This is a genomic window from Bacillus sp. N447-1 (assembly GCF_022701035.1).
In the GTDB taxonomy this organism is placed as follows: Bacteria; Bacillota; Bacilli; order Bacillales; family Bacillaceae_G; genus Bacillus_A; species Bacillus_A cereus.
The window spans coordinates 1,472,378-1,496,511 of the sequence record NZ_CP065509.1; the positions used below are offsets into that span (position 1 = coordinate 1,472,378).

Consider the following 24,134-nt stretch of genomic DNA (forward strand, 5'->3'; position numbering starts at 1 on the left):
TTTTCTTATATGCGTTTATTAAAATATTTACTATTATGTACCCTTACATATTTTATTCCATTTTTTCATTGTTGTCTTTAGAAAAATACAAAAATATAAAAAGAATGCAAAACTGTATACACATAGTAATCTATAGAACATTTCAATATATAAACTATAAACTAAAGTCCATTTTTCTATTATTTAGATTACTATTATTTTTTCATCACAGTCATAAAATGAAACCTCAATCAGCGGAGTTCTTTATGTAAACGAAGGAATAGACCCCCTTTTAAAAGGGGAATCTGTTTCCAGACGTTATTATTAATATTTACCGTAAAATGAATTAGCCTTCATTCGCCCATCATTTGCCATTATCATTTCTTCCAAAATCTTTTGCTTATCTCGAATGTGCTGTGCTGCCTTAATAATGAATGGGCTTACTTCTGCTGCAACTTGTGCACGTCTTTCTTCATCTAGTGTCATCATCCAGCGATTTAACATCTCACTCTTCTCAGCAAACTCTTCATCTGACACTTGTAATTCACCGATTTCATTAAAACAACTGACAAACGTTCGATAAATATCATTGTTCATTTTCAAGCGCTCCACGGTATCCATCTATTAAATCTTGTAACACTTGCACAATGGTATCAATGTCTTTTACTTCACGCGTGACTTTCATCGTTTGAATTTGAATGCTAATCCAATCATATAAACCAAATAAACTATCGTATAAATCTTTCGTAATATCAGGATTTAACTGGAGCTTCAACTCTTCAAATATACGTTCTAACTTTTCAAGAAGTTCATCACCATCTTGAAGTTTGAATGTATTTAAAAGTTCTTCCAATTTACGAAACTCAATGATGCATCTTTCATAAATAAATATTGTATTTTTAATTGGATTACTCGTCATAATATCATTTTGCATATAACGTTGCCATGCTTGCATACAATCACTTCCTCAGCTTTCATTAGTCATCACTTTTTGTTTTTGTCATTGCTTGAATTGTCTTCAACTGACTATCAAGCAATGCTAACTGACTTTCTAATTTTGCATATTTATCAATAATTGTTTTTTGTTTTTCCTTATTAACTGTATCAATATCTTGAATTTTTCTCTCTAAATCAGTTACTTGCTTTTCAATACTTTTAGAACGTTTCCCAATAATTCCTTCATCTCCAAATATCCCATCTAACTTTTTCTCTGTATCATGACCTAAACCATTTAAACCAAAGAAAAATTGTTTCGTAGATTCCGGATTCTCTTTAAAAGCTGTTTTTAATTTTTCTTCATCAAGAGTCATATTGCCTTTTTTATCAATTTGAATTCCAAAAGAAAATAAATACTTATCATCTTGGGAAAATTTAAAAATACCTGTCATTGCATTATTGATAGCAAATGACACATTACTCCCTTGCATTACTCCATTTTCTCCAGCAAATAAATCCAAACTTTTAACAGCCTTATTATACTCGTCTTTCATTTTTTTTATTAAATCTATTGAATTTTTTATATCAGAATCTTCAATAGTTAATTTTATTGGCTCTGTAGTTTCTTTTTCTAAATTAATGGTTAATCCTGGAATTGTATCAATCTTATTTGTTTTACTAGTTCCTTTTATTCCGTTTATTGTATACTCAGCATTTATTGCTCCTGTCACTTGATGTGCAACAACATTCGTTCCATCCGGATTTTTCGCAGAAGTAACTAACCCTATATTTTGTAAAAAACCATTGGCGCCATCCGTTAATTTCAGCTCTCCAGCTTCTCCTGCAGTAGTCGATGTGAAAAATAGTTGATCCCCTAATGTGTATACTGATGCACCATAATTCCCATTATTTATCTTATTGACAAGATCTTTATACGTCATATCTTTTGAGATTTTAACTTCTTTTCCATTTATCTGAAATACATCATCTACTCCAAGTTTTAAATCTAAACTAAACTTTTGCTCCATACCTTCAGGAGTTTTTGAAGGAGTAAGTGGAGCTGTAGTTATTTGATGTCTTTCAGCTACCCGTTCTACTGTAATCGTGTATGTTCCAGGAATTGCAGCAGCGTCTGCTTGTGCTTTCATAAAACCATCTTTGGATAAAGTTGTTTTCTTTTCATCACCTTTAAATGCGTATAAATCTTTGAACACTTGTACAAGATTTCCAAATTCTTTTTTCATGCTTGCATACACGTTTTTTTCATTTGTTAATGTTTGTTTTTGTGTAGTATAAGGTGATTTTTTCATTTCCAATGCTTGTAACTCTAAATCTACTAACTTCTTTGTATCTATTATGTTATTTCCTAAATTCCATATTTGTTGTCTGCCACCATAATCAGATATTGTTCCTGCCATATTTTTCACTCCTTATCATTTACATGTAATCTAAAATACTCGTTTTACTCATCGTACTAACAGCTTTTAATGTCGCTTCGTACGTTGCGTTTATATAAGCTAAATCAGAAATTGCGACCGCTAAATCAACATCCTCAATTTCTTTACGGTTTTCTTGAAGTGCTACATTTTGCTCACTTAAAATTGTTTTAAACGTCTCCATTGTGTTCATTGTTGAACCAACTTCAGTTGTACGGTTAATGATGCCATCTAAGTTTTGCTTATTTTCTTCTAATAACGGTTTTAATGCTTTTTGGTCACCGTTTTGCATCGCTTCACTCATCTGTTTTAACGTTTTTATAACAGGGGATAATAATGCTTCACCGTTACGGAACGCTTTGAATTCATAACCGTCATTTAGTTTCCAGTTCACATCATTTTTTCCACCCTGGTACGTACCATCTTCTGTAAATGGCAGATTTTCTGCACTATCACCACCGAAAATATAACGACCTTGTTCTTTTGTATTCGCTAAATAGACGACCTGTTTTAAAATTTGATCAATCTCTACACCAATAGCCTGCAATTCTTTTTCACTATTTGTACCATTTAACGCTTGTACTGTTAATTGGTCTGCTCTTGTTAAAGATTTCAAAACACCTTGTAAAGTATTTTCAGTTTGTGTTAATACATTTTTCGAATCCGCTATATCTTTCTGCATTTGCTCCATATTTGCCAATGAATGTTGAATCGCAAATGATTTACTTGCTGCAAGTGGATCTTCACTCATAAGAAGGTTTTTCTTCCCTGAGGTTACTTGATTTCGGTGGTATTGCTGTTGCACATTTAAATCCATCAACTGATTCTTTGCCCAGTTTGCATTTTGAAATGTAGATACTCTCATTTCTATCTCCTCCTTAAATATTTCCAATTACCAACTATACATGACTACTCCTTATCTAATAATCGAAAACAAACTATCAAACACTTCATTCATAGTAGTTATAGCTTTAGAATTCGCCACGAAGTATTTTTGGAAGGCCATTAAATTAACCATTTCTTCTTCCATATTTACGCCCTCGATGCTCATCTTTTCTTGCTGGATACCTTCTAATAAATCCTTATGAATATTTTGATATGCATTTACTGAACTTTTATCAGAGGCTACACCAACTAAAAATTGATCTAAGGCTTGCTTATATGTAAGTCCATCCTTATAGCCTTTATCTGTAATAGCCGCAAGGTTGTTGGCAGTTTCAGCCGAAATTTTCATTTTTGAAATATCTTTTATAAAATCAGGATTCAATTCAAGCTTCTTCGCATCTTCTCCTACAAAAAGCTCTTTCTTCATAGTATTATTCACTTGTTTTTTTAACGAATTTACAAACTCATTCAGATTATCTTTATAATTTGTAATCTTTGCTTTCGTATCAATTGCCGATAAAATTGTTCCACCACTTAATGGGATATCTGTTCCAGATATTTGTACAGACATTGGCTTTTTATCCTTCTGTAATTGAAGTGGGTATGTATCTTGACCATTTACAGTTAAAACACCATTCATCCTAACACTTGCAATATTAGGATTTGTAGCTTCATACGATACTTCTATATCTGCATACTTAGACATTTCTGTCATAATACGATCACGTTCATCTAATAGTTGATTTGGTACTTGTGTACCAGCTTGTCCAATTTTCTTGTTCGCTTCTGCTAAACTAGCAGCAAGTCGATTAAATTCATTAACATGCGCTTCAATATCTTCTGTCGTCTGTGCTTCCACTGTATCCAAGTTTTTCGCAAGACGACTTACTTGACTTGTGAACTTCCCCGTTTCAGCAATTAATGTATCGTAGTAATTTGATTGCTCCGGATTTTTTGCAACTTCACGAAAAGCATTGAAAAACCCATCCATTAAACTAGATAATGAATTTTTACCTGTCGTTCCTACCATAGACTCTACTCGCGACAAAGTAGAATTCATATATGCATAGTAAGAGAACTGTGACATTTGATCATTATATTGCTTTGTCTTCACTTCATCTGTAATACGATCAACACCTAACGTTTGTACACCATACCCTATTCTTTGTTCTGGTGCATACCCTTTACTCCCTCCAGCAGATTCGTAATTCACCATTTGACGAACATAACCTGGTGTATGAATATTAGACAAGTTTTGTTTCGTTGTTTGTAACCCCATTTGAGCCGCCAACATACCCGATAGCGGTGTATTATAATCAGATAATCTCATAAAGCTTCACTTCTCCTTTACAATAGTTCGTTCATAAAGATTTGCGAATTATTGTTTCGCTCTAAGTTATATTCAGAAACAGAATCCACAATACTTTCTGTAGTTTTTAATAGTACGTTTAAGTAATATTGATTTTTCAAAAGAATCATTTTTACATTCTCTTCTAATTCAGTTACGTTTTTTTGTAATTCACCCATTTTTTCAATTTCTTGTTGAGAAAAATACGAAAATAACGCACTTACACGAAACGATTCAACTCCTTGTTCTTTACAGAACTGAACAACCATTTCTTCAAATGAGCTTGATAACCCTTTTAAACCATCAATGTACTGCAATTGCTCTACTTGCAACTTTTGAACTGCATTTACATTTTTATTTTTTAAATTCTCATATATTTGCTCTCCAAGCGCTTGAATATTTTCATACGCTTTTTGAATAATAACGAGTTTTTCATATAATTGTATGTACATATAGCTTCCTTCCTTTTACAAGACTAAATTCACAATTAAACCATGAATTTCTCCAATTTGATTTAACATTTCTAAATGTCCTGTTTTCGTGTTAATTAAATTCATCACATCTTCTAATTCATTCAATCCCATTTCTGCCTGTTTCACAATCGTCATTTTCTGTGAATATCCGTAACGTGGGTGACGAGACATGACATCTTTATACTGCAATACATTATCAACGTAGAAATTCAAAAATGATTTTACTGTATTTTTGTATTCCATTACATTATCAAGCGTTAATTCCATTTCAATTTTCTCTTTAATTTCTCCAATATTATCCACAAACGCTTCCATTTGTTCTAGTAATTTATCTTTTTTCGGATCTGCATGCAAATTATCCGAAAATGCAAGTCCTGTCCTGACATTTGCTTCTTTCGGCATTTGAGTAGCAGGCGGTATATGCGATAAAATTGGATTATGCGAGATAGAACGTAGCATATATATCACCTATTTATTTTTTTATTTCTTCCTAAACTTAATCGTAAAATCCAGTTATTTATAATTATACTCTGAACAGTAATATTTTGCAGTTATTTTTTATAAAAGATATGTTACAATTTAGCATGAGGTGGCACAATTCTATGAATATTTTCCTTTGTGGTTCAAATCAATTAACAGCATTAGATCAAGAAGAAATTAAAAAATTTTTAAATGACTATGCTCACAAACATAAAATTTACATATTATGTTATAAATCTATTGAAAATGAGGTTCTTCGTTTTTTCGTTGAGAATGAAAGACTCGCTCAAAATTTATGCCTTTACACGCTGCAACCATTGCAAGCAATTACAGATGAATTTCAAGAAGTCGTTGATTACTTAAAAAAACACGGAGCCGAATATGTTGCTTTTGATCATCCTTCTGACTCCATTTACCGATCAGATTATATGTTTTTTGTTAAACAAATTATTGAAGACACTGATTTAGTTCTCTGTTTTTATAATGGGGACAAACATACATCTGTCATCCCTGTCGATGTTGCAAAAGAAGCAGGTATTGATGCTGTCATTTATGATTTACCAGGATTACATGAAAAGCAAATGAAAAAAAGCTTTGAACAAAAAATTCGTATGATGTAAAGGGGGAGGCACAATATCATTATTGTGCCCATTGTAAATATGATAATTGAACAAGATTATGATCATTTTATCGCGAGTTTTAAACAACAATTCAATATGGACATCGCTTCATATAAACAAGATAGAATGCGCCGTAGAATCGATGCTTTCATTTCGAGAAAAGGCTTCGAAAACTACACTAATTTTTTAAGCAAATTACGCGCTGATCAAAATTTATTTTTAAATTTTATTGACTATATTACAATTAACGTTTCAGAGTTTTTTAGAAATAAAGAACGATGGCAAACTTTAGAGTCGAAAGCACTACCAAAATTACTCGAACAAAATAGCGGAAAATTAAAGGTATGGAGTGCCGCTTGCGCTGCTGGTGAAGAACCGTATACACTCTCTTTAATTTTATCGAAGCATCTTGCTCCATTTCGTTTTGAAATTCAAGCAACAGATCTTGATTTTCATATTTTAGAAACCGCAAAACGCGGTCAATATACAGAACGTTCTTTAAAGGAATTACCTACTGATTTGAAAGAACGTCATTTCACAAAAGAGAATGATCTATATTCATTGCACCAAAACATTAAACAAAATGTCTCGTTTAAACAACATGACCTTTTAATGCAGTCATTCGATACAAATTATGATTTGATTATTTGTCGCAATGTAATGATATATTTCACAGAAGAAGCAAGAGTAAAACTTTACGAAAAATTTAGTCGTTCTTTACGAAAAGGCGGTGTACTATTTGTTGGTAGTACGGAACAAATTTTAACACCCGAACGTTACAATCTTCAGCGATTTGATACATTCTTCTACGAAAAAATATAAAAGAGGTCGTCACAATGGAGTGACGACCTTTTTACATAACTCGAATTAAAATAATACCAACAATCCATATAAAGAGAAAAAGAAGCGTCATAGACCATTTATGTTCTTGCATCGTTTGTTTCAATGCCTGTGATAATTGTGTCATGTTCATTTCCGCAAGCGCCCTCCATACACTTACATCCCGATCTTTAGCAATGCGGTCTGTAACACTAATTAAAATTGTTTCGTTAGACAATTTCGTTATATAAGCAGTAATAACCGTTACCATCAAATTTATATTTCCTTCTGAAGAATCACTTTCCACTCTAGAGATAAGTGCACTCACATCTAGTAACGGAATATGTACTTTTCTACCAAATGATAGTTGTACTTCAGCGAAATCATATGTTCCATCTAACAAAGGAAGTTCTTTTATATGAGCCTGCTTAACAAGCCCTTGTAGGCTTCTAATTACTTGTTCAAATATTTTTTCTGTTTGCTTTCCTTCTCCAGATAACGTGTGTAACTTTTTAAAAAGTTGTAACACTGTATCCATCTCTTTAGAAAGCATTTCCTTCATAATCTTTCCATCACTTAAACTTGCAAGTAAAATACCTATTTCATTATTTTTCGAAATAATTTTAGAATGTCCAGTAAACACTAAATTGCTACGCTTTCGTTCTTTCTGGATCTCATGCTCCGAAATAGCTGCAGGCTGTTTTAATGGTTGTAACGCCTTATCTTCAATTGTCGTACGTCTAATCTCCATTTAAGCGCCTCCACTACTATGAAATAATTAGCCCCATTCTTTATTACTCTTTAAAACTAAAAACAGTACGAATAAACCTGACATGATAGTAAACACATCAGAAGCTTGCACTCCCTGTTCACCTTTTTCTTCTTTCTTGTCTTTCGGTTCTTCTTTTTGTTCTTTCTTTTTAGAGGCAACTTGTTTGTTATTTTTCTCTTTTTGGTCCTTCGCCTTATGTACTTCCTTGTTGTCTTCAAACGGCTCTTTTATAACGTAAGTAAATTCCTCTTTCTCTTCCAACGGTTCTTTTATAAACTTATTTACTTTCTCATCTCGCTTCGGAATTTGAACAACTGGCAAATTTTCTTCTGGAACCGGGTTTTTGACTTTGGAATCTTCTTGCTTCTCATTTTCTTTCTTATCTTCTAATTCATTTTCTAGTTTATTATCTAATTTATCTTCTTTCTCTTCTATCTTTTTATCATCTTCATTTTTTGGCACCAAAACAGAAATGGTATATTCACTTTCCTCAACAAGTTTATTACCTGCTGCATCTATTATCTCTACAAGTAATTCGTATGGCCCAGCCGGCAATGCTTCTGTTATTTCAAATACTTTTTGCCAATCCATATCATGCTTGTTGTAGTCTAATAAAAACGAAAGCTCTTTATTTTCTTTCCCTTTTAATGTAACGCGCACTTCGTTTACAACCGATTCTATATCTGACGCTTTTACTCGTATATGTATAGAATCTCCCTGTTTTCGTTCAACTAAGTTCTCTTTTACTTCATCAATAGTAACTTCCTGTAACTTTGGCAATTCTTTATCTATAGTTGGCGTTTCATTTTTAATACGAATGAGCGGGACTTTCACTTCATTTTTTATGAGCTCTTCTTTCTCATTCTCTTTGTAACTTTGAACGAGCTGAAGATTCCAATCACCTTGCAAATCAAAATCCCCTGCTTTATAGTTAGCAACCCAGCTCTTCGTTTCTTCATCATACTCAAAAAATAACATTCTTTCTTGCGCATATTGCTCCCCATTTTTTTGTAACTGCAATATACCTTTCATACTTTGAATGTTTTTCCCATTTGGTTCTACAGCAATTCGCACTTCTTCGCCAACTTTAAGCTCCGGCTTATTTACTGTAATAATTCCTTGTTCTGTTTCTATCTTTCTTTCATTCAATTGTTTATTTACTACTTCTTGTTGCTCTGCTTCTTTTTGTTTCTCTTCATCTTGCTTCGTTTCCACTTGTTCTGACGATTCTTGAGATTCCTTATTTTCTTCTTGTACATTCACTTCATTTATTTTTTGATCTGACTCAATTTGTTCCTCAGCCTGACTTTGCAAGGGGAAGAACAAGCACACATGTATGCATAGCCAACTCATTAGAAAAAACTTTACGTTTTTCATCTACTAGTTCAAACTCCTATTTCAATGCCTTATAGTGATTTCGTCACTTTTACTCCAAAAAATCCATCTACATTTACAAGTTCACCATACGCCACTAATACATCATTTACATAAATACGAATCGGTTCATCAATATCCTCATCTAGTACAACTGCTTCATTTTCTTGTAAACTTAATATATCTTGAATCGTTTTCACTGTACTTCCAAATACAAATTTCACGTTCATTTCTACATTTTGTAGAATGGACGTGTCCATATATACTGGTTCCATTTGTTTTACTTCTTTAAATTCAATAGGTTGCACAACTGGTTCTACAATTTTTTCTTCTTCAATTTCTTCTGTGGCAATCTCTTCTTCTTCCACCATCGGATACAGAAGTCGCCTTACCATTTCTTTCGCTTCGGAAATTGGCAAAATTTGATACATCTTCGATTGAAGCAAATCGCCAATTTCAAGATTGAACGTAATTTGAACGAGTTCGTCCACTTCCATTGACTCTCCCAAATATTCCATTTCTTCTTTTAACGTTACAAATTTAACATTTGGCGGCGTCATGTCCATTTTTTCTTGAAACATTTCTGACATCGCCGTAGCAGCATGACCCATCATTTGGTTCATAATTTCTTTAATACCGCTCAGTTCTAATTCAGTAAGCTCTTTTTCTGGGTCAACTTCCCCTGTTCCCATCATCATTAAATCTACCATTGTTAAGGCAACATCTTTCGTAAATACAAATACATTCTCATTCTTTAGCCCTTCAACAAAGTCGACATTTAAAATAACAAATGGTACTGGTACTCCATCATAATGACGAACATTGATTGCTTCCACATTTGGTGTACTAATTGTAACTGGCTGATTTAAAAGCGTTGACAATACTGTTGAAGCGGAGCCAATTGAAATATTTGCAATTTCACCAAGCACATCTTTCTCTTCTTGTGTTAAATGCTCTTTTTCAACTTCTTCTACAATCTCAGTTTCCACTACTTCTGCTGGTTCGTCTGTTTCTTCTACTCCACCAGATAATTGCATTAATTTATTTACCATTTGTTTCGCATGCTCAACTGAAACAATTTGTACAAGTTTAGAGTTTACAAGATTATCTATCTTTAAATCAAACGATACTTTAACAATCGTATGATTCCCATCGATTTCAGAGATTTTCTCCATTTCTTCTGATAACTTTACAACTTTAATCGTCGGCGGAGACATATCTACTGTATCTTGGAAGAATTCCGACATAGATGTAGCTGCGAATCCCATCATTTGATTCATCGCTTCTTGTACAGCACTTAGCTCTAATTCACCAAGTTCTTTTCCGTCCTCCACTTCACCTGTTCCCATCATCATTAAATCAGCAATGGATAATGCAACATCTTGCTTAAGGACAAGAAGATTTTCCATATCCAATCCTTTTGTAAAATGAATGTTTAATACAACATGTGGAACTTCGACATCTCTTGAATCATATAAATCTACCAACTCTATGCGAGGAGCAGTAATGCTTACTTGCCTATTTAAAATTGTTGATAATACAGTCGAAGCTGAACCAAATGATATATTTGCAATTTCGCCAAGAATATCGCATTCTTGAGGCGTTAAATGCTCATTTTCTTTTTCTAGCACAATCGTGCTCGTATCCCCTTTTGTGTGTTGCTCAGGCATTTTCCCTGCCTCCTCATTTCTGTTTTTCTATCAAATAATATAAACTCTTATTTTATTTTAGCAAACTCATTAGTATAAAACGTTACTATGTATCCCATTATTAGATTCGTAGCAATTAGCCAAAAAGCTCCCCAATTGTATACAAGTGGGGAGCTTTCCTTCATTCCTATTATAAACCTTCTGGGTTTAAAATGAGGACCACTCGTCCATCACCGAGAATCGTCGCACCAGAGAAATAGTTAGAACTCTCTGCAAAGAAGTCACCTAATGACTTTAAGACTATTTCTCTTTGACCGATAATTGTGTTTACAATAAGTCCATAGCTGCGATGTGTATTACGAACAATTAACACAGGAACCATTTGACCATCATATGACGCAAACGCCTCATCTACTGTTTTTTCACCAAATACAGTACTTAAATGTTTCACTTCAATAATTTGATTACGATAATTTAACACATCTTTTCCTTGTAAGGATTGGATGTCTTCTCTCTTAATTCGAATTGCTTCAACGATATTTCCAAGAGGTAAAGCATAACGCTTATCATTCGTTTGAACAAGCATAGATTGAATAATAGATAACGTTAATGGAAGTTCAATTCTAAATGTACTTCCCTTTCCTTCCTCAGAATCAATAATTAAATGCCCACCTAAACTATGAATCGTATGTTTTACAACATCTAATCCGACACCGCGTCCAGAAAGATCTGATACAACTTCAGCTGTACTAAATCCTGGTTGGAAAATAAGATCAAACACTTCACGATCTGTTAATCTATTCGCATCTGCTTCAGTTACAACGCCATTTTTAATCGCTTTTTCTAATACTTTCCCTTTATTAATACCGTTTCCATCATCCGTAATTTGAATAACGACATGATTTCCACTATGAAAGGCTTCTAATTTAATCGTACCTGTCTCATTTTTACCTGCATCACGTCGTTTTTCAACAGTTTCAACACCGTGATCGATTGCATTTCGAATTAAATGAACGAGCGGATCACCGATTTCATCAATAACAATTTTATCTACTTCAGTATCTTCACCTGTAATTTGTAAATCGATTTTTTTCCCTAAATCTTTCGCTAACATACGTACCATACGCGGGAAACGATTGAACACAGTTTCAATCGGCACCATACGCATATTTAATAGTACATTTTGAATATCTTTTGAAATATCGCCTAATCGATTTAAATGTTCAATTAGCTCCTTGTTTTGAATCGTTTGAGCCAATTCATCAATGCGCCCACGTTCAATTACACTTTCTTCAAACATATTCATTAATCTTTCGATTTTCTCTAATTGAACACGAATTGAACGATTCTCCACTTTAGCATTTTTCGTTTTTGTAGTACTTTTAGCTGGCATAGTACTTGAAGGTTGATTCGTTGCCTCTATCGGTGATTCTACCTGAGTAGCCACAGCTGGTTGTAGCTTTTCTTCTACTTGCACAACTTCTTGTGTAACAACTTTTTTAGAAGCTACTTCCTTCGATATAGGTTCTCCTTGCTTTACTTCCACTTTCTCAATTTCAGAAACATGAAGTACTACTTGTTTCAATTCTTCTATACTACAATCCGTATCCATAAATACTGTAAATTCAAATCCGAAAGCATCTGCTTCAATTTCTTCAATACTCGGAGCTGTTTTTTGTATATTCCCTACATTTTGCAATGCTTCAATACACATAATGGCACGTACTGCTTTTAAAATCGCTTGCTGTTCAACTGTTATATGCACTTCATGCGAAACTGCATCATCGTTGTCTATATGATTTTGCTCTATATGTTCCGTAGGAGTTTCTACATTGCCGTTCAATAACGCTTCTAATTTCTGTTTAGTTGAGGCTACATCAATATTGCCCATTCCACCTTGTTGCACATCTGCAACCATCTTCTCCAAATTATCAATGCACTCAAAAATCACATCAATAATATCCGCATTTACAACTATATTTCCATGACGAATTTCATCTAACACATTTTCCATCTTATGCGTTAAATCAGCCATCTCCGTAAATTCCATACTCGCAGACATACCTTTGAATGTATGAGCGGAGCGGAATATTTCTCCCACAACATCCATATCAGCAGGATTTTGCTCTAACACTAGCACATTTTCATTTAGCGACTGTAAATGTTCTTCTGACTCTTCGAAAAATATATTTAATAGATCTGTTTGCATTTTTATCCCCTACCTGTCTAACAAACATTTCATTTATGTATAACAATTTAGTGTTTTACAATGAGAAAAAAGGGGGCCACACGTCGATCCGCTATCACTGTTTTGATTCCTTGTGGCACCCCTTCTATATTAACTATTTGCTACTTTTGTTAAAGCTTCAATTACACGATCGGCTTGGAATGGCTTTACAATAAAGTCTTTTGCCCCGCCCTTAATTGCATCTAATACCATACCTTGTTGTCCCATTGCAGAACAAATAACAACCTTTGCACTTGAATCAATTTTAATAATTTCTTTTAATGCTTCAAGCCCGTCCATTTCTGGCATAGTAATATCTAATGTTACAATATCAGGTTGAAGTTCTTTATACTTTTGAATCGCTTCTACCCCATTCTCTGCTTCGCCGATAACTTCAAAGTCAGCATTACTTTTTAATAAGTTTTTAATCATCGTTCGCATAAACATCGCATCGTCTACTACTAAAATTTTATGTGCCATTCTTTTTAATTCTCTCCTTCTATGTATAAATATATCTTAATATTTCACCTTATCATTCTCACTCATTATACAAAATAAAATGATAAAATTTAATATTTTTTTAAAAGAATTTTCGTATTTTTATTATTTTATTATTAAAATAATAATATACTACTCTTTTATATAAATAACAACGCGACGGTTTTTTTCCCAGTTTTGCGGTGAATCATTTGGTACAATTGGCTTTGTGTCTGCATATCCTACCGCAGCTAGCCTTTTATCATCCACATTATACACTTCAATTAAATGGTGAATCATATTTGCCGCTCGTGCTGAAGATAACTCCCAATTAGAAGGGAATTTCTCGTTATGAATAGGTCTACTATCTGTATGTCCCTCTACAACAATTGGGTTAGGTACGGATTGAAAAAATCCAACTAATTGACTTATTATCCCTTTCGCTTCGGGCTTAACGTTTGCATCGCCTGTATCAAATATTAAATTATCTACTATAACGACGCTTACCCCTGTATCCTCCCGATATACATTCACTTGACTAATACCGTTATTATCTACATACGCTTTTAACTTCTTATATAATTCATCCATTCTCTTTTTTGAGATCATTTTTTCATCATTTTTTTCATGTGAAATATCTGGTATTGTATTTTCCATTACTTTTGCATCTACTTGCCCCGTATCACTAAACTTTTCAAGCATCTTTGACAATTTTACTGCATCTTGCTTTGATGTAGCAACTAGTAATACAAAGAAAGTTAATAATAACATCGTTAAATCTGTAAAAGTCGTCATCCAACGAGGCGATCCCTTTTGCGGTCCTTTACTCATCATACCACTCCTTGAAATATTAGGCTGCTCCTTTTACCTTTTTTACCTTTGTTTCGTATACGTATGTATCCAGTTTCAACTTTAATTTAGAAGGGATTTGTCCACGATACAATTCTGAAATTGCTTCTATTACAAACTTCTTCTCTGTATATAAATCTTCAATACCACGATATACTTTTTCCGCAAGAGGGATTGCAATCATATTCGCAAGTACAGACCCATATAATGTCGTTAACATCGCAACTGCCATCCCTGTACCAATTTGCGATGTATCTTGTAAGTTTTGGAGCATAATGATAAGACCAATTAAAGTCCCTATCATGCCCCAAGCTGGAGCAAAATCACCAATTTTATCTAATAATGCTGCTCCTTTTCTTAACTCATACACTTCCGTTTCAATATCTTTCAATAACACTTCTTTTAATTCATCTTCATCGTAACCGCTTAACATTAATCGAATTCCTTTTTGAATAAAAGGATTATCCACTTGCTCTCCATCTACCTCTAAAGAAAGCAAGCCGTGCTTTTTAGACTTTTTCGAAAAATCGACAAACAAATCCGTTAACTGTTCTAAATCTTCTTCTCTTCTATGTAAAACAGTAAAAATGCTTTTCGTATATTTTTTTATTTCTCCAAATCGATATGCCACAACAATTGTCGCTGTTGTTCCCCCTATGACAATTAAAATAGATGAAACATCTAAAAAGTTTTTGAAAGCTTTTATTCCACCGCCGCCAAGCATAATTGCCGCTATCACTATAATAAAACCTACTATAATGCCCACTGGGCTAGAAATATCAAACTTCCTTTTTCTTCTTTGTGGTCTAGCTAATACTTGATTTTTCTCTCCCATATTTCTGCCCTTTCCTTTCCATTTTTATATAACATTTTTTTATTTTAATAATACGTTTTCACATATAACATGTATTATACGCTTATCATCTGTTTATCGCAATATACTCATGAAATTGACACATTTCATTTCTATATTAGAATTATGGTATGAATAAATGAGGAGGATCACGATGGAACACAACATTTTACAAGTCATTGCATTAGCAGAAAAACTAAAATATGAAATGCGACATAGCTGGCTTTCCAACGGACGTCAAGAAAGTGTTGCCGAACATACATGGCGTATGTCTCTAATGGCCATTTTAGTTGAACCTTATTTGGATCAAAAAGTAAATATTGAGAAATTACTTAAAATGGTTATTATTCACGATCTAGTCGAAGCCGAAGCTGGTGATATCCCTGCATTTGATACAATGAATAGTCATGACTTACAGCTACAAAAACAAAAAAATGAACTAGAAGCTATTTTAAATATTAAACAAACATTAACAGGTTCTCTCGGTGAGGAATTATATGACTTATGGATGGAGTTTGAAGCGAAAGAAACGTACGAAGCAAAAGTTGCTAATGCACTCGATAAACTTGAGGTGAAAATCCAGCATAACGAAGCTGATATTGATACGTGGCTACCAATTGAACATAAAATGACATTCCAAGTAGCAAAGCATACAAACTTTGATTCTTTCCTATCTAAATTACAAAAAATCATTGAACAAGATGGAGAAAAGAAGTTAATTGCTGCCGGCATTGATGTTGAGGCATGCAAGCAATAATGAAATAAGACACTCAACAAGAGTGTCTTATTTCATTATTGTTGATATAGCCTGCTTATAAATAAGCTGTTGTTTTCCATCCACTAAGATTAAAACTGTAAATTTATCTACTCCAACAACTTCTCCTACTATTCTAACGCCACTCTTTAAGAAAATTGTAACTGTACCTTTTTCTTCTTTTATTTGTTTATACAATTCTTCCTGTAAATGTTCCAATTACTGTCCTCTCCTTTCTGTGAAACATCTTAATATAAAAAACTATAAATTTTTATTTATGCACTTTGTCTTTTATATTCATAAACTTATTAATTAGTATATCTAAATCACGACTAAATAACAAAACTTTATCATGATCCAATCCGTGTCTCGCAACAAGTTGAATTAACTCTTTCTTTTGTTTTCTATTTTATTTTGTAATTGTCCCATCTCCATCTCTATACTAAAACTCCTTTTCCCATAATATTACTTGTAAAATTATAGTACATATTCTCTCATAAAAAATAAAAATGGTTTTTTTACAATTTTTTATTTTTCTATGCCTAAATTACGAATCACGTAAAGATTTATTTACAAATCACTAACATACAATCCTAATGAATCTACAGGCATTTGTCTAATTATAAATGAGACTGGCTCGTTTTCTATACAAAAAACATACTGTATATAGTAGTCCATGAACCATATAGATTAACTTATTAAAAAGGAGGAAAACATATGAGTTATGGTGGAAGTTGCGCTGGTTTCGGCGGTGGATTTGCTTTGCTTATCGTACTATTCATCCTTCTAATCATCATCGGATGTAGCTGTTGGGGTGGCGGCGGATACGGATATTAATATATCCTACCCTTGACAAATGAACGAAAAACTATAGAAAAACAGCTCATATTTGAGCTGTTTTTTTCATACTTTCGTATGAATTTATATCCCTCTTATTTGCGATTTCAACTAACAACATATTGTTTACTATGGAATAAGAAACATTTTTACTAAGGGGGGATTACAATGATTAGAGGTCTTTACGAAGCACATTTACCTGTCCGCAACTTAAAAGTATCAATACCTTTTTATGAATCACTAGGGCTAAAATTATATAAAAGAGGCGATAATATTGCTTTCTTTTGGATTAAAGAAAATGAGAGTTGGCTCGGCCTTTGGGAAGGCACAGAATACAAAGTGAATTATCACCCCTCTTTACGACATATCGCCTTTCAAGTAAGTTTACATGATTTAGAAAATGCGATTCATTGGCTAAATCAAAAAGGAATTTCAGCACGAAAAGACTTTGGAATGGAACCAATTGAACCGATTGTTTTTCCGGAATTAGCACATGCAGCCGTATACTTTAACGACCCTGATGGAAATAGTTTAGAATTGATTGCACAATTACCTGTTGGACTTCCTACAGCGGAAAAAGTGTATTTAAGTGAGTGGAAAGAACAAATTCAAACATCGTCATTACATAAGGAATAATCTATTTATGTCAGTTTCTTATTCCACACTTCTTAAAACAAATAAAAACTTCAATAAACTATTTTATGGGCAAACATTAAGTGTACTTGGGGATTGGTTCCATACGGTAGCTTTATTAACATTTGTCTACAGCATAACGGAATCGCCGTTTATGATCGCACTTACTTTTATAAGTAAAAGTTTACCACAGCTTCTTCTTAGTCCATTCATAGGCGGAATTGTAGATCGTTTCTCTAAAAAGAATATTATGATTTTCACCGATATTACACGGGGAATTCTAGTCCTTACATACTTACTCGCAGGCTATAAAATTGAGATTATTTTCATTGCTAATATATGTTTATCTGTACTTGCTTGTTTATTTGAACCAGCTAAACAAGCAACCTTAAAAAATATCGTACACCAAAATCATTTCGTAACTGCTAACTCTCTTTCTAGTACAATTAATGGTTTTATGTCTATTATGGGGGCTTCTTTGGGCGGAGTAATTGCACAATCTTTACATATTGAGTTCGCTTTTTTAGTAAATAGCCTATCATACTTTATTTCAGCCTATTTTATTTATAACATGAGTATTCCTGCTCATGATACTTGTAACAAGAACAAAGCATTTTTCACTGATATAAAAGGTGGTTATACATACATATTACAAACAAAAATCATTTTAACATTAATTCTTGTCGGCATTTCATGGGGCATTATTGGAGGCGCTTATCAACTACTTCTAACGATCTATGCCGAAAAAATTTTCCATACGAACATTGGGATTTTATATACGGTTCAAGGGGCTGGGCTTATGATAGGAAGCCTTCTCGTTAATCTTTATATATCCCATAATAAAGAAAAAATGAAAAAAGTATTCGGTTGGGCCTACTTATTACAAGGAATTTTCTTTCTCGGATTCATTCTATCCGATCAACTTATTATCGGTATCATTACTTTATTCTGTATGCGTATAGCAGGAGGAATCATCGTTCCACTTGATACGACATTACTTCAAACTTACACACACGAAAATATGATAGGTAAAGTTTTTTCATTCCATTATTCTATTTACGGATCTCTTATTCAGTTATCGATGTTTTTTACAGGAGGGCTGTTAGAAATTCTTTCTCCTCAAATGATTGGCAGTTTATTAGCTACATGCTGTATTTTTGTAAGTTTTATATGGCTGTTCTTGTTTTATCGCGGGGATCTCAGTGAATAAATTAATGATAATCAATACATTTTGATCCCATTCATTATTTGTTTCCCCATAATAAAATTGTTTCAAAATGTAAGTCGGATTTTTTAGTTAAAGAGCCTTATATGGCAACACTATTTGAGAAAAAACTAGATATTTATGTTAAAATACAAATGAGTTTGTGAAATATTGCACTTAAATAATAGACTTTAACTAGTTAAACTTGATTAAATAGGAGGGCTGTTTTGGGTATCACATTCATTTTCGTATGTATTATATTAGTGGCTTCTATTCTGCAAGCAAGTACAGGTTTTGGCTTTTCCATAATGGCAACCCCTTTCTTACTTATGTTATTTCTACCACAAGAAGCTATACAAATAAACATTATTTTGTCTTTAATTATTTCCATTTCACTCATTTGGAAAATAAGAATGGACGTTGATTTTGTTCTACTGAAAAGGTTTATTTTTGGAAGTATAGTTGGTGTTCCTTTTGGCATTTTAATTTTCATTTCCGTTAACATAAACACTTTTAAATTAGCAGTTAGCATCCTACTCTTACTATTAACATTATTGCTAATATGCAACGTTAAGGTTAGATCAACACAATCTAGAGATTTCATAGTTGGTGGATTATCTGGTCTTTTAACGACAAGTATCGGTATGCCCGGTCCACCCCTGTTACTTTATTTTACAGGAACTGATACTGAAAAAGAGAAGTTAAGAGCAACTACATTAGCTTTTTATTTGTTTATATATTTCATTAGCCTAGTAACTCAAATACTCTTTACTGGCACAAACAAAACCATTTGGGAATCAAGTTTTTATGCCATTCCAATTGTATTTTTAGGTTTGTTTATAGGTCAAATTATTTTTAAATGGCTTAATCAACGGATTTTTAAAATATTTACGTACATTCTTTTAAGTTGTACAGGGGGTTATCTTCTTATTGAAAGTTTGAACTTGTTATAGAAGATGCTTTAGATTGTGCCATAACAGATATGTTCAAACAAAATTATTGCTGTATTTTCCGGCAGGGTATTCCATATCAAAACTTAAATAACTTTATTGACAGTTTACAATTAGCAATAATCTTTCTTTCATAAGATAAACATTTCAAATCAAATACTAAATAAAACGATAAAAAGCGGCTATTATGCCGCTTTTACTTACTATTGGCATTTCATTCTCATTTTCTATCACTTTTGTAAAAAATTATTAATTTTTATTTCTATGTATATGATAAAAAGCAAAATACCTAAGTTCAGAAAGAATAAACAACTTTCTGGCCTTAGGTATTTCTCCTTCCCAAAAAGACAAACCTACATCACAGGTTTGCCTCTTTACTCACTTCTTATTTAATCCTTTTTCACTTAAGAACTCTTTCATATGCATTCTTTTTTCTTTAGACATAAACGAACTCATTGATTCCGTCCATGTTACGTTTTTCTTGTTTGATGATCTTTCTTTATAATACGCGTTCATCGTTTCATCATATTCGTTTAGTAATTCATCATATTTTTGTTCATCATATCCATTTTCATGAAGAACTGCTGCTACCGGTAAACGTGGTTTCACTCCATGATCTTCATCTGGTACGCCGACTGTCATTCCGAATACAGGATATACTTTATCAGGTAAATGAAGCAGTTCACTCACTTCTCTCGGATTATTACGAATACCACCAATATAACAAATACCGTATCCTAACGATTCTGCTGCTAGCGCTAAGTTTTGCGCAAAAAGTGAAGCATCTACTGTCGCAACGATAAAATCTTCTACTCCTTCATGCTTTATCTCGGTACCATGTTTTTCACATGCCATTTCAAGTCGTTTTAAATCTGCACAACAAACAAAAAATGCTGCACAGTCCTTCACATGACGATTTCCGGATAGCTCTGCTAGTTTAATCTTTAGGTCTTGATCTGTTACATATATAACAGAATAAGCCTGTACAAAATGCGAGGACGCAGCATGCTGCGCAGCTTGCACCATTCTTTCTACTACATCTTTCGGAATAGGTTCTTCTTTATATTTACGAACTGAAACGTGTTGCTCCATTTTATGTATCATCTCATTCATGAAAATCACTCCTTTTTCTCTTCCTAATGAAAAATTAACATATCTTTTTCAATATTCACAACTTATAAGCACAAAAAGAGCAATTCTTTTTGAATTGCTCTTTTTAAAACGTTTATTAATACGGTAAATGAAATTATACCGACAGATTTACATCATATTATTTCTTATCTTATTACGCCGTTTTCAAAACTTTAATACCTTTTACGATATTCCAAATGAAGTAGTAAATTCCTACAAGAATGAACACTGCATATGTGATCATCATTCCAATTCCAGCACCGTCAGATTGATTGAATCCTAAACCGAATATTCCTGATATCGCTAATCCTCCGAATAAAATTGCGTACGGGAAAATATGTGACCAAAATGCTTTTTTCGCGTGGTATTTCACTTCATCTTCCGCAACGAAGTACACGATAATTGGTAGTAAAAATGGTGCAAAAAAGATACTAAAGTAACATAGTGAAGATAGTATATTATTTCCTTTCATCCGACTCACCTCTAAATAGTTTTTGTTATCTTCATTATGTCAGGAATCCATTCTAGAAACTATCGCTTTACCTTTCACGAACGTGACATATTTGTAAGATTTTCCTCAAACTAAATCCCGCCTGAAGTTTCAGCCGGGATCACTTTCACTATATTCGATTCATAAACCAGTACTGTGTGATTGCTAAATATTCTCGTACATTCGATGGAATGATGATTGGTTTCGGTGTTTTTGCCGGAAGACCTTCTAATTGTAAACCTTGTTTTGCCGCTATTTTTTTCGCTCTAAACATGTGAAAATCGTTTGTTACAATCATACCTTTTTTCATATCGGCTGGAATTAACGGTTTTGAGAATGTAATATTCTCATCTGTACTCGTAGATTTGTCCTCCATTATAATGCGGTCTTCTGCGATATTTTGTTTTATTAGTCCTTGTTTCATTGCTAATGCTTCTGAAATATCTTCGCCTTTTCCTTGTCCTCCAGATACGATAGCGATTGTTTTCTCATGTGATTTTAAATATTCAGCTGCTTTATCAATACGATATTGCAATGAATAAGATGGTTTCGTCCCATTTACTTTCGATCCTAGTACAATTATGTAATCAGCATCGTAGGTTGCATTCATATGCCCATGCTTATAAATGTGATATTGTAAAAACCCCGCATACACGGCGCAAATCATTATAACAACTAAAATGCCCTTCATTATTTTCTTCTTTCTCATATTCATATACTCCTATTTTCTTTTACTTCCTTCATGATAATATCCGTTTATTTGTTTGTATACAGACAGATTCCAATAAACCCTAATTTATCCTCTGAAAGGTAATATTTATATTACTTTCGGGAATAGTAAGTACAACTTTACACGAAGGAGTGTCTCTATTGCTTCTCTTTTTATGTAACGTGTCGTTCTTTTTTATCTTATTTTTACTATCGCTTAAGTTACTCGGTAAATCCGCGTTAGCACAACTAACTCCTCATGATTTTGGGGCTATAATCTTTTTATCTTATTTAGCTTTCCAGGCCATACCCGTCTCTGGTGCTTTACAAGCATTTCTCGGTATGGTTGTTATCACATGTTTACATTTACTTCTTACAAAATTAAGCCTATTCAACAAACTAAATCGTTTTATTCTTGGACACCCTATCATTTTAATTAAACATGGTGATATTATTTTTGAGAACTTACAAAAAAGTAGATACCCCATTGCAGAACTACTTTCTAATCTTCGCGTTGCAGGATATCCAAGTGTTCATGAAATTGAATACGCTATTTTAGAAGCGAACGGCGCTATTAGTATTTTACCAAAAAGAGAACTTGTACCATTAACTCCAAAAGATTTAAACATAGAAGTTAAGTATGCTGGATTACCAATTGCACTTATCGTCGATTCACAAATTCAATATGATAACTTAAAGTTAATACATAAAGATGAAAAATGGTTATATAAAGAATTAAAGGAAAAAGGAATTACAAATATTAAAAACGTTGCCTTTGCTTCTGTTCAAGAAACGGATGGATCTTTTGCGATTAGTTTAAAGGAATAAAAAAATCCCCTTAATTGCTTAAGGGGATTTTCTTCATCATATCGCTTCTTTCTCTCCTGCCATATTTAATGGAACAGGATGTTTCATACGATTCATCGTAAATACGATAATCGCTGTCATTACTTCTGCAACTGGCATAACGAGCCAAATTCCGTTTATCCCAAATAATTTCGGCATAATCCATAACAATGGAATAATAAATAGTAATCCTCGGCTCATTATAATAAGTACTGATTTCTTCGTTTGTCGCACTGATTGGAAATACTCTCCATACACAATGTTATAACCTAAAAATACGTATTGGATAAAGAATAAGCTAATACCTGTTAAGGTTAACTCCAATAATTCTGGAGATTGAACATCAAATAAACCAATGATATATTTCCCGAAGAATAATCCGACAATTATCGCAATGCCTCCGAGGACAACTGCAATTTTCACAGCAAACTTCAATCCTTCACGAAGTCTCTCTGATAAATTTGCCCCATAATGGAAACTAGCAATTGGCTGTAATGCTGCTCCAACACCAAAGAATAATAGTAATGTCATTGCATGAATACTATTCACCATCGCATAGGAAGCTACTCCTACTTCTCCTGCATATTGGACGAATGCGATATTAAAACCAATCGTTACGATTGCAACCGTACTTTCTGCTGTAAAACTTGGGAAACCAATCACCATAATTTGTTTGACAGTATCCCATTCAAAATGGAATTTCGTCCACTTTAAAATACTACTTTTTCTAAAGAAATGAGTTAATAATACAAGGAAACCAATCGCTGCCGAAAGAATAGTCGCTGAAGCAGCACCTGTTACGCCCCATCCAAAGATAAAAATAAAGATATAGTCAAACACTATATTTAATACAGCTGTTACAACAAGACCAGCCATTGCTAAATTAGGATTTCCATCATTCCGTATGAATGTACTTAAAATATTTTCTAAAACGTATATCATTCCAAATGTTAATAATACGTGTAAATAGTCTAACGCATATGGTAGAATCACTTCATTTGCACCAAATAAGTATGCTAAATCTTCTATTCTCCATAAGCAAATCGCTGCTAAAATCCCTACGATAACAACTGCTACCGTCATGGATTGAGTAAAAATAGACCTTGCTCTTTCTCGTTTATTTTCGCCTAATGCAATGGAGTATAACGTTGCCCCGCCCATTCCGATCCATAATGAAATAGAGAAGAAAATCGAAAATGCTGGAATAGCCACGTTCACTCCTGCTAAACCGTTCGCCCCAACTCCTCTACTAATCATGACCGCGTCAATTACAATATTCACTGACATTAATACCATTCCAAGAACGGCTGGTATTAAATAAGAAATAAATAAGCTTTTTATCGGTTTTTCTCTTAATTTTTCTGTTGCTTCCATACTCTAATATGCTCCTTTTTTCAACTCTCT

27 protein-coding genes and 1 pseudogene are annotated in these 24,134 nt (G+C 33.2%); 8 read left to right on the plus strand and 20 right to left on the minus strand.

Translation table 11 applies throughout. From position 1 onward, the window contains the following. Positions 1 to 303: 303 nt before the first annotated feature. The 7 genes from IQ781_RS07265 to IQ781_RS07295 are packed head-to-tail and all read right to left on the minus strand — an operon-like array spanning position 304 to position 5,516. Positions 304 to 576 carry a hypothetical protein gene (locus IQ781_RS07265; protein WP_001058084.1) on the minus strand — a complete coding sequence of 91 codons (273 nt, stop codon included), beginning with the start codon at positions 574 to 576 and terminating at the stop codon, positions 304 to 306. Then, complete coding sequence (locus IQ781_RS07270; RefSeq protein WP_075677462.1) at positions 566 to 934, minus strand: flagellar export chaperone FliS; 369 nt, start codon at positions 932 to 934, stop codon at positions 566 to 568. Before IQ781_RS07270 ends, IQ781_RS07265 begins: the two co-directional genes overlap by 11 nt. 22 nt (positions 935 to 956) lie before the next feature. Next, positions 957 to 2,333, minus strand: a complete 1,377-nt coding sequence (locus tag IQ781_RS07275; RefSeq protein ID WP_000929220.1) for a flagellar hook-associated protein 2 — start codon at positions 2,331 to 2,333, stop codon at positions 957 to 959. A gap of 19 nt (positions 2,334 to 2,352) precedes the next feature. After that, positions 2,353 to 3,216, minus strand: coding sequence for a flagellar hook-associated protein 3 (locus IQ781_RS07280; protein ID WP_001266408.1), 864 nt, complete (start codon positions 3,214 to 3,216; stop codon positions 2,353 to 2,355). A gap of 51 nt (positions 3,217 to 3,267) precedes the next feature. Then, positions 3,268 to 4,566: a flagellar hook-associated protein FlgK gene (gene flgK, locus IQ781_RS07285; RefSeq protein ID WP_001239697.1), complete on the minus strand. Its 1,299-nt coding sequence runs from the start codon at positions 4,564 to 4,566 to the stop codon at positions 3,268 to 3,270. A gap of 17 nt (positions 4,567 to 4,583) precedes the next feature. Next, entirely contained in the window at positions 4,584 to 5,036 is a 453-nt protein-coding gene (locus IQ781_RS07290; protein WP_000275880.1) for a hypothetical protein, read from the minus strand. A gap of 15 nt (positions 5,037 to 5,051) precedes the next feature. After that, positions 5,052 to 5,516 (minus strand): YaaR family protein, encoded by a 465-nt coding sequence (locus IQ781_RS07295; RefSeq protein WP_000946323.1) that lies wholly within the window; start codon positions 5,514 to 5,516, stop codon positions 5,052 to 5,054. A 143-nt stretch (positions 5,517 to 5,659) separates the two neighbouring features. On the opposite strand from IQ781_RS07295, the gene IQ781_RS07300 reads away from it, so the two are divergent. Beyond that, positions 5,660 to 6,157, plus strand: coding sequence for a hypothetical protein (locus IQ781_RS07300; RefSeq protein WP_001020092.1), 498 nt, complete (start codon positions 5,660 to 5,662; stop codon positions 6,155 to 6,157). A 39-nt stretch (positions 6,158 to 6,196) separates the two neighbouring features. Then, positions 6,197 to 6,979, plus strand: coding sequence for a protein-glutamate O-methyltransferase CheR (cheR, locus tag IQ781_RS07305; RefSeq protein ID WP_000582882.1), 783 nt, complete (start codon positions 6,197 to 6,199; stop codon positions 6,977 to 6,979). 31 nt (positions 6,980 to 7,010) lie between these two features. On the opposite strand, the gene IQ781_RS07310 is transcribed toward cheR, so the two are convergent. From IQ781_RS07310 to IQ781_RS07340, 7 genes are all read right to left on the minus strand, one after another. Continuing rightward, a complete protein-coding gene (locus tag IQ781_RS07310) occupies positions 7,011 to 7,727 on the minus strand; it encodes a hypothetical protein (RefSeq protein WP_139847117.1) in 717 nt (238 codons plus the stop codon). 27 nt (positions 7,728 to 7,754) lie between these two features. After that, positions 7,755 to 9,125 (minus strand): transglycosylase, encoded by a 1,371-nt coding sequence (locus tag IQ781_RS07315; RefSeq protein ID WP_075677466.1) that lies wholly within the window; start codon positions 9,123 to 9,125, stop codon positions 7,755 to 7,757. Between the two features lie 29 nt (positions 9,126 to 9,154). Next, a complete protein-coding gene (locus IQ781_RS07320) occupies positions 9,155 to 10,792 on the minus strand; it encodes a flagellar motor switch protein (protein WP_001115014.1) in 1,638 nt (545 codons plus the stop codon). Positions 10,793 to 10,961: 169 nt separating this feature from the next. Continuing rightward, positions 10,962 to 12,980: a chemotaxis protein CheA gene (locus IQ781_RS07325; RefSeq protein WP_061456998.1), complete on the minus strand. Its 2,019-nt coding sequence runs from the start codon at positions 12,978 to 12,980 to the stop codon at positions 10,962 to 10,964. A gap of 129 nt (positions 12,981 to 13,109) precedes the next feature. Beyond that, positions 13,110 to 13,478, minus strand: coding sequence for a response regulator (locus IQ781_RS07330; RefSeq protein ID WP_000940565.1), 369 nt, complete (start codon positions 13,476 to 13,478; stop codon positions 13,110 to 13,112). 150 nt (positions 13,479 to 13,628) lie between these two features. Continuing rightward, positions 13,629 to 14,306 (minus strand): OmpA family protein, encoded by a 678-nt coding sequence (locus IQ781_RS07335; RefSeq protein ID WP_000033627.1) that lies wholly within the window; start codon positions 14,304 to 14,306, stop codon positions 13,629 to 13,631. Positions 14,307 to 14,325: 19 nt separating this feature from the next. Continuing rightward, positions 14,326 to 15,159 carry a flagellar motor protein MotP gene (locus IQ781_RS07340; protein WP_000504191.1) on the minus strand — a complete coding sequence of 278 codons (834 nt, stop codon included), beginning with the start codon at positions 15,157 to 15,159 and terminating at the stop codon, positions 14,326 to 14,328. 172 nt (positions 15,160 to 15,331) lie between these two features. On the opposite strand from IQ781_RS07340, the gene IQ781_RS07345 reads away from it, so the two are divergent. Further along, positions 15,332 to 15,934 (plus strand): HD domain-containing protein, encoded by a 603-nt coding sequence (locus IQ781_RS07345; protein ID WP_000400752.1) that lies wholly within the window; start codon positions 15,332 to 15,334, stop codon positions 15,932 to 15,934. A 27-nt stretch (positions 15,935 to 15,961) separates the two neighbouring features. Here IQ781_RS07345 and hfq read toward each other — a convergent pair whose 3' ends face one another. Further along, positions 15,962 to 16,150: an RNA chaperone Hfq gene (hfq, locus tag IQ781_RS07350; protein ID WP_000400665.1), complete on the minus strand. Its 189-nt coding sequence runs from the start codon at positions 16,148 to 16,150 to the stop codon at positions 15,962 to 15,964. 52 nt (positions 16,151 to 16,202) lie between these two features. Next, positions 16,203 to 16,366 (minus strand): annotated as a pseudogene (locus tag IQ781_RS07355) (Spo0E family sporulation regulatory protein-aspartic acid phosphatase). Positions 16,367 to 16,648: 282 nt separating this feature from the next. On the opposite strand from IQ781_RS07355, the gene IQ781_RS07360 reads away from it, so the two are divergent. The 4 genes from IQ781_RS07360 to IQ781_RS07375 all read left to right on the plus strand — a co-directional run bounded on the left by IQ781_RS07360 (position 16,649) and on the right by IQ781_RS07375 (position 19,558). Continuing rightward, entirely contained in the window at positions 16,649 to 16,768 is a 120-nt protein-coding gene (locus IQ781_RS07360) for a YjcZ family sporulation protein (RefSeq protein WP_000120179.1), read from the plus strand. Positions 16,769 to 16,936: 168 nt separating this feature from the next. After that, positions 16,937 to 17,404 carry a VOC family protein gene (locus tag IQ781_RS07365; protein WP_033696135.1) on the plus strand — a complete coding sequence of 156 codons (468 nt, stop codon included), beginning with the start codon at positions 16,937 to 16,939 and terminating at the stop codon, positions 17,402 to 17,404. A 7-nt stretch (positions 17,405 to 17,411) separates the two neighbouring features. Then, a complete protein-coding gene (locus tag IQ781_RS07370) occupies positions 17,412 to 18,611 on the plus strand; it encodes an MFS transporter (protein ID WP_139847118.1) in 1,200 nt (399 codons plus the stop codon). A gap of 221 nt (positions 18,612 to 18,832) precedes the next feature. Further along, the gene (locus IQ781_RS07375; protein ID WP_046392533.1) at positions 18,833 to 19,558 is read left to right on the plus strand and encodes a sulfite exporter TauE/SafE family protein; all 726 of its coding nucleotides are present in this window, start codon (positions 18,833 to 18,835) and stop codon (positions 19,556 to 19,558) included. 375 nt (positions 19,559 to 19,933) lie between these two features. Here the strand turns inward: IQ781_RS07375 and nfsA are convergent, their stop codons facing one another. From nfsA to IQ781_RS07390, 3 genes are all read right to left on the minus strand, one after another. Then, complete coding sequence (gene nfsA / locus IQ781_RS07380; protein WP_001004524.1) at positions 19,934 to 20,668, minus strand: oxygen-insensitive NADPH nitroreductase; 735 nt, start codon at positions 20,666 to 20,668, stop codon at positions 19,934 to 19,936. A 172-nt stretch (positions 20,669 to 20,840) separates the two neighbouring features. Then, positions 20,841 to 21,158, minus strand: coding sequence for a magnetosome magnetite crystal formation protein family (locus IQ781_RS07385; protein ID WP_000678038.1), 318 nt, complete (start codon positions 21,156 to 21,158; stop codon positions 20,841 to 20,843). Between the two features lie 148 nt (positions 21,159 to 21,306). Next, complete coding sequence (locus IQ781_RS07390; RefSeq protein ID WP_001227676.1) at positions 21,307 to 21,885, minus strand: YdcF family protein; 579 nt, start codon at positions 21,883 to 21,885, stop codon at positions 21,307 to 21,309. A 161-nt stretch (positions 21,886 to 22,046) separates the two neighbouring features. On the opposite strand from IQ781_RS07390, the gene IQ781_RS07395 reads away from it, so the two are divergent. Then, positions 22,047 to 22,712: a DUF421 domain-containing protein gene (locus IQ781_RS07395; protein ID WP_000923924.1), complete on the plus strand. Its 666-nt coding sequence runs from the start codon at positions 22,047 to 22,049 to the stop codon at positions 22,710 to 22,712. A 36-nt stretch (positions 22,713 to 22,748) separates the two neighbouring features. On the opposite strand, the gene IQ781_RS07400 is transcribed toward IQ781_RS07395, so the two are convergent. Then, the gene (locus IQ781_RS07400) at positions 22,749 to 24,104 is read right to left on the minus strand and encodes an MATE family efflux transporter (RefSeq protein WP_000388389.1); all 1,356 of its coding nucleotides are present in this window, start codon (positions 24,102 to 24,104) and stop codon (positions 22,749 to 22,751) included. Between the last annotated feature and the right edge of the window lie 30 nt (positions 24,105 to 24,134).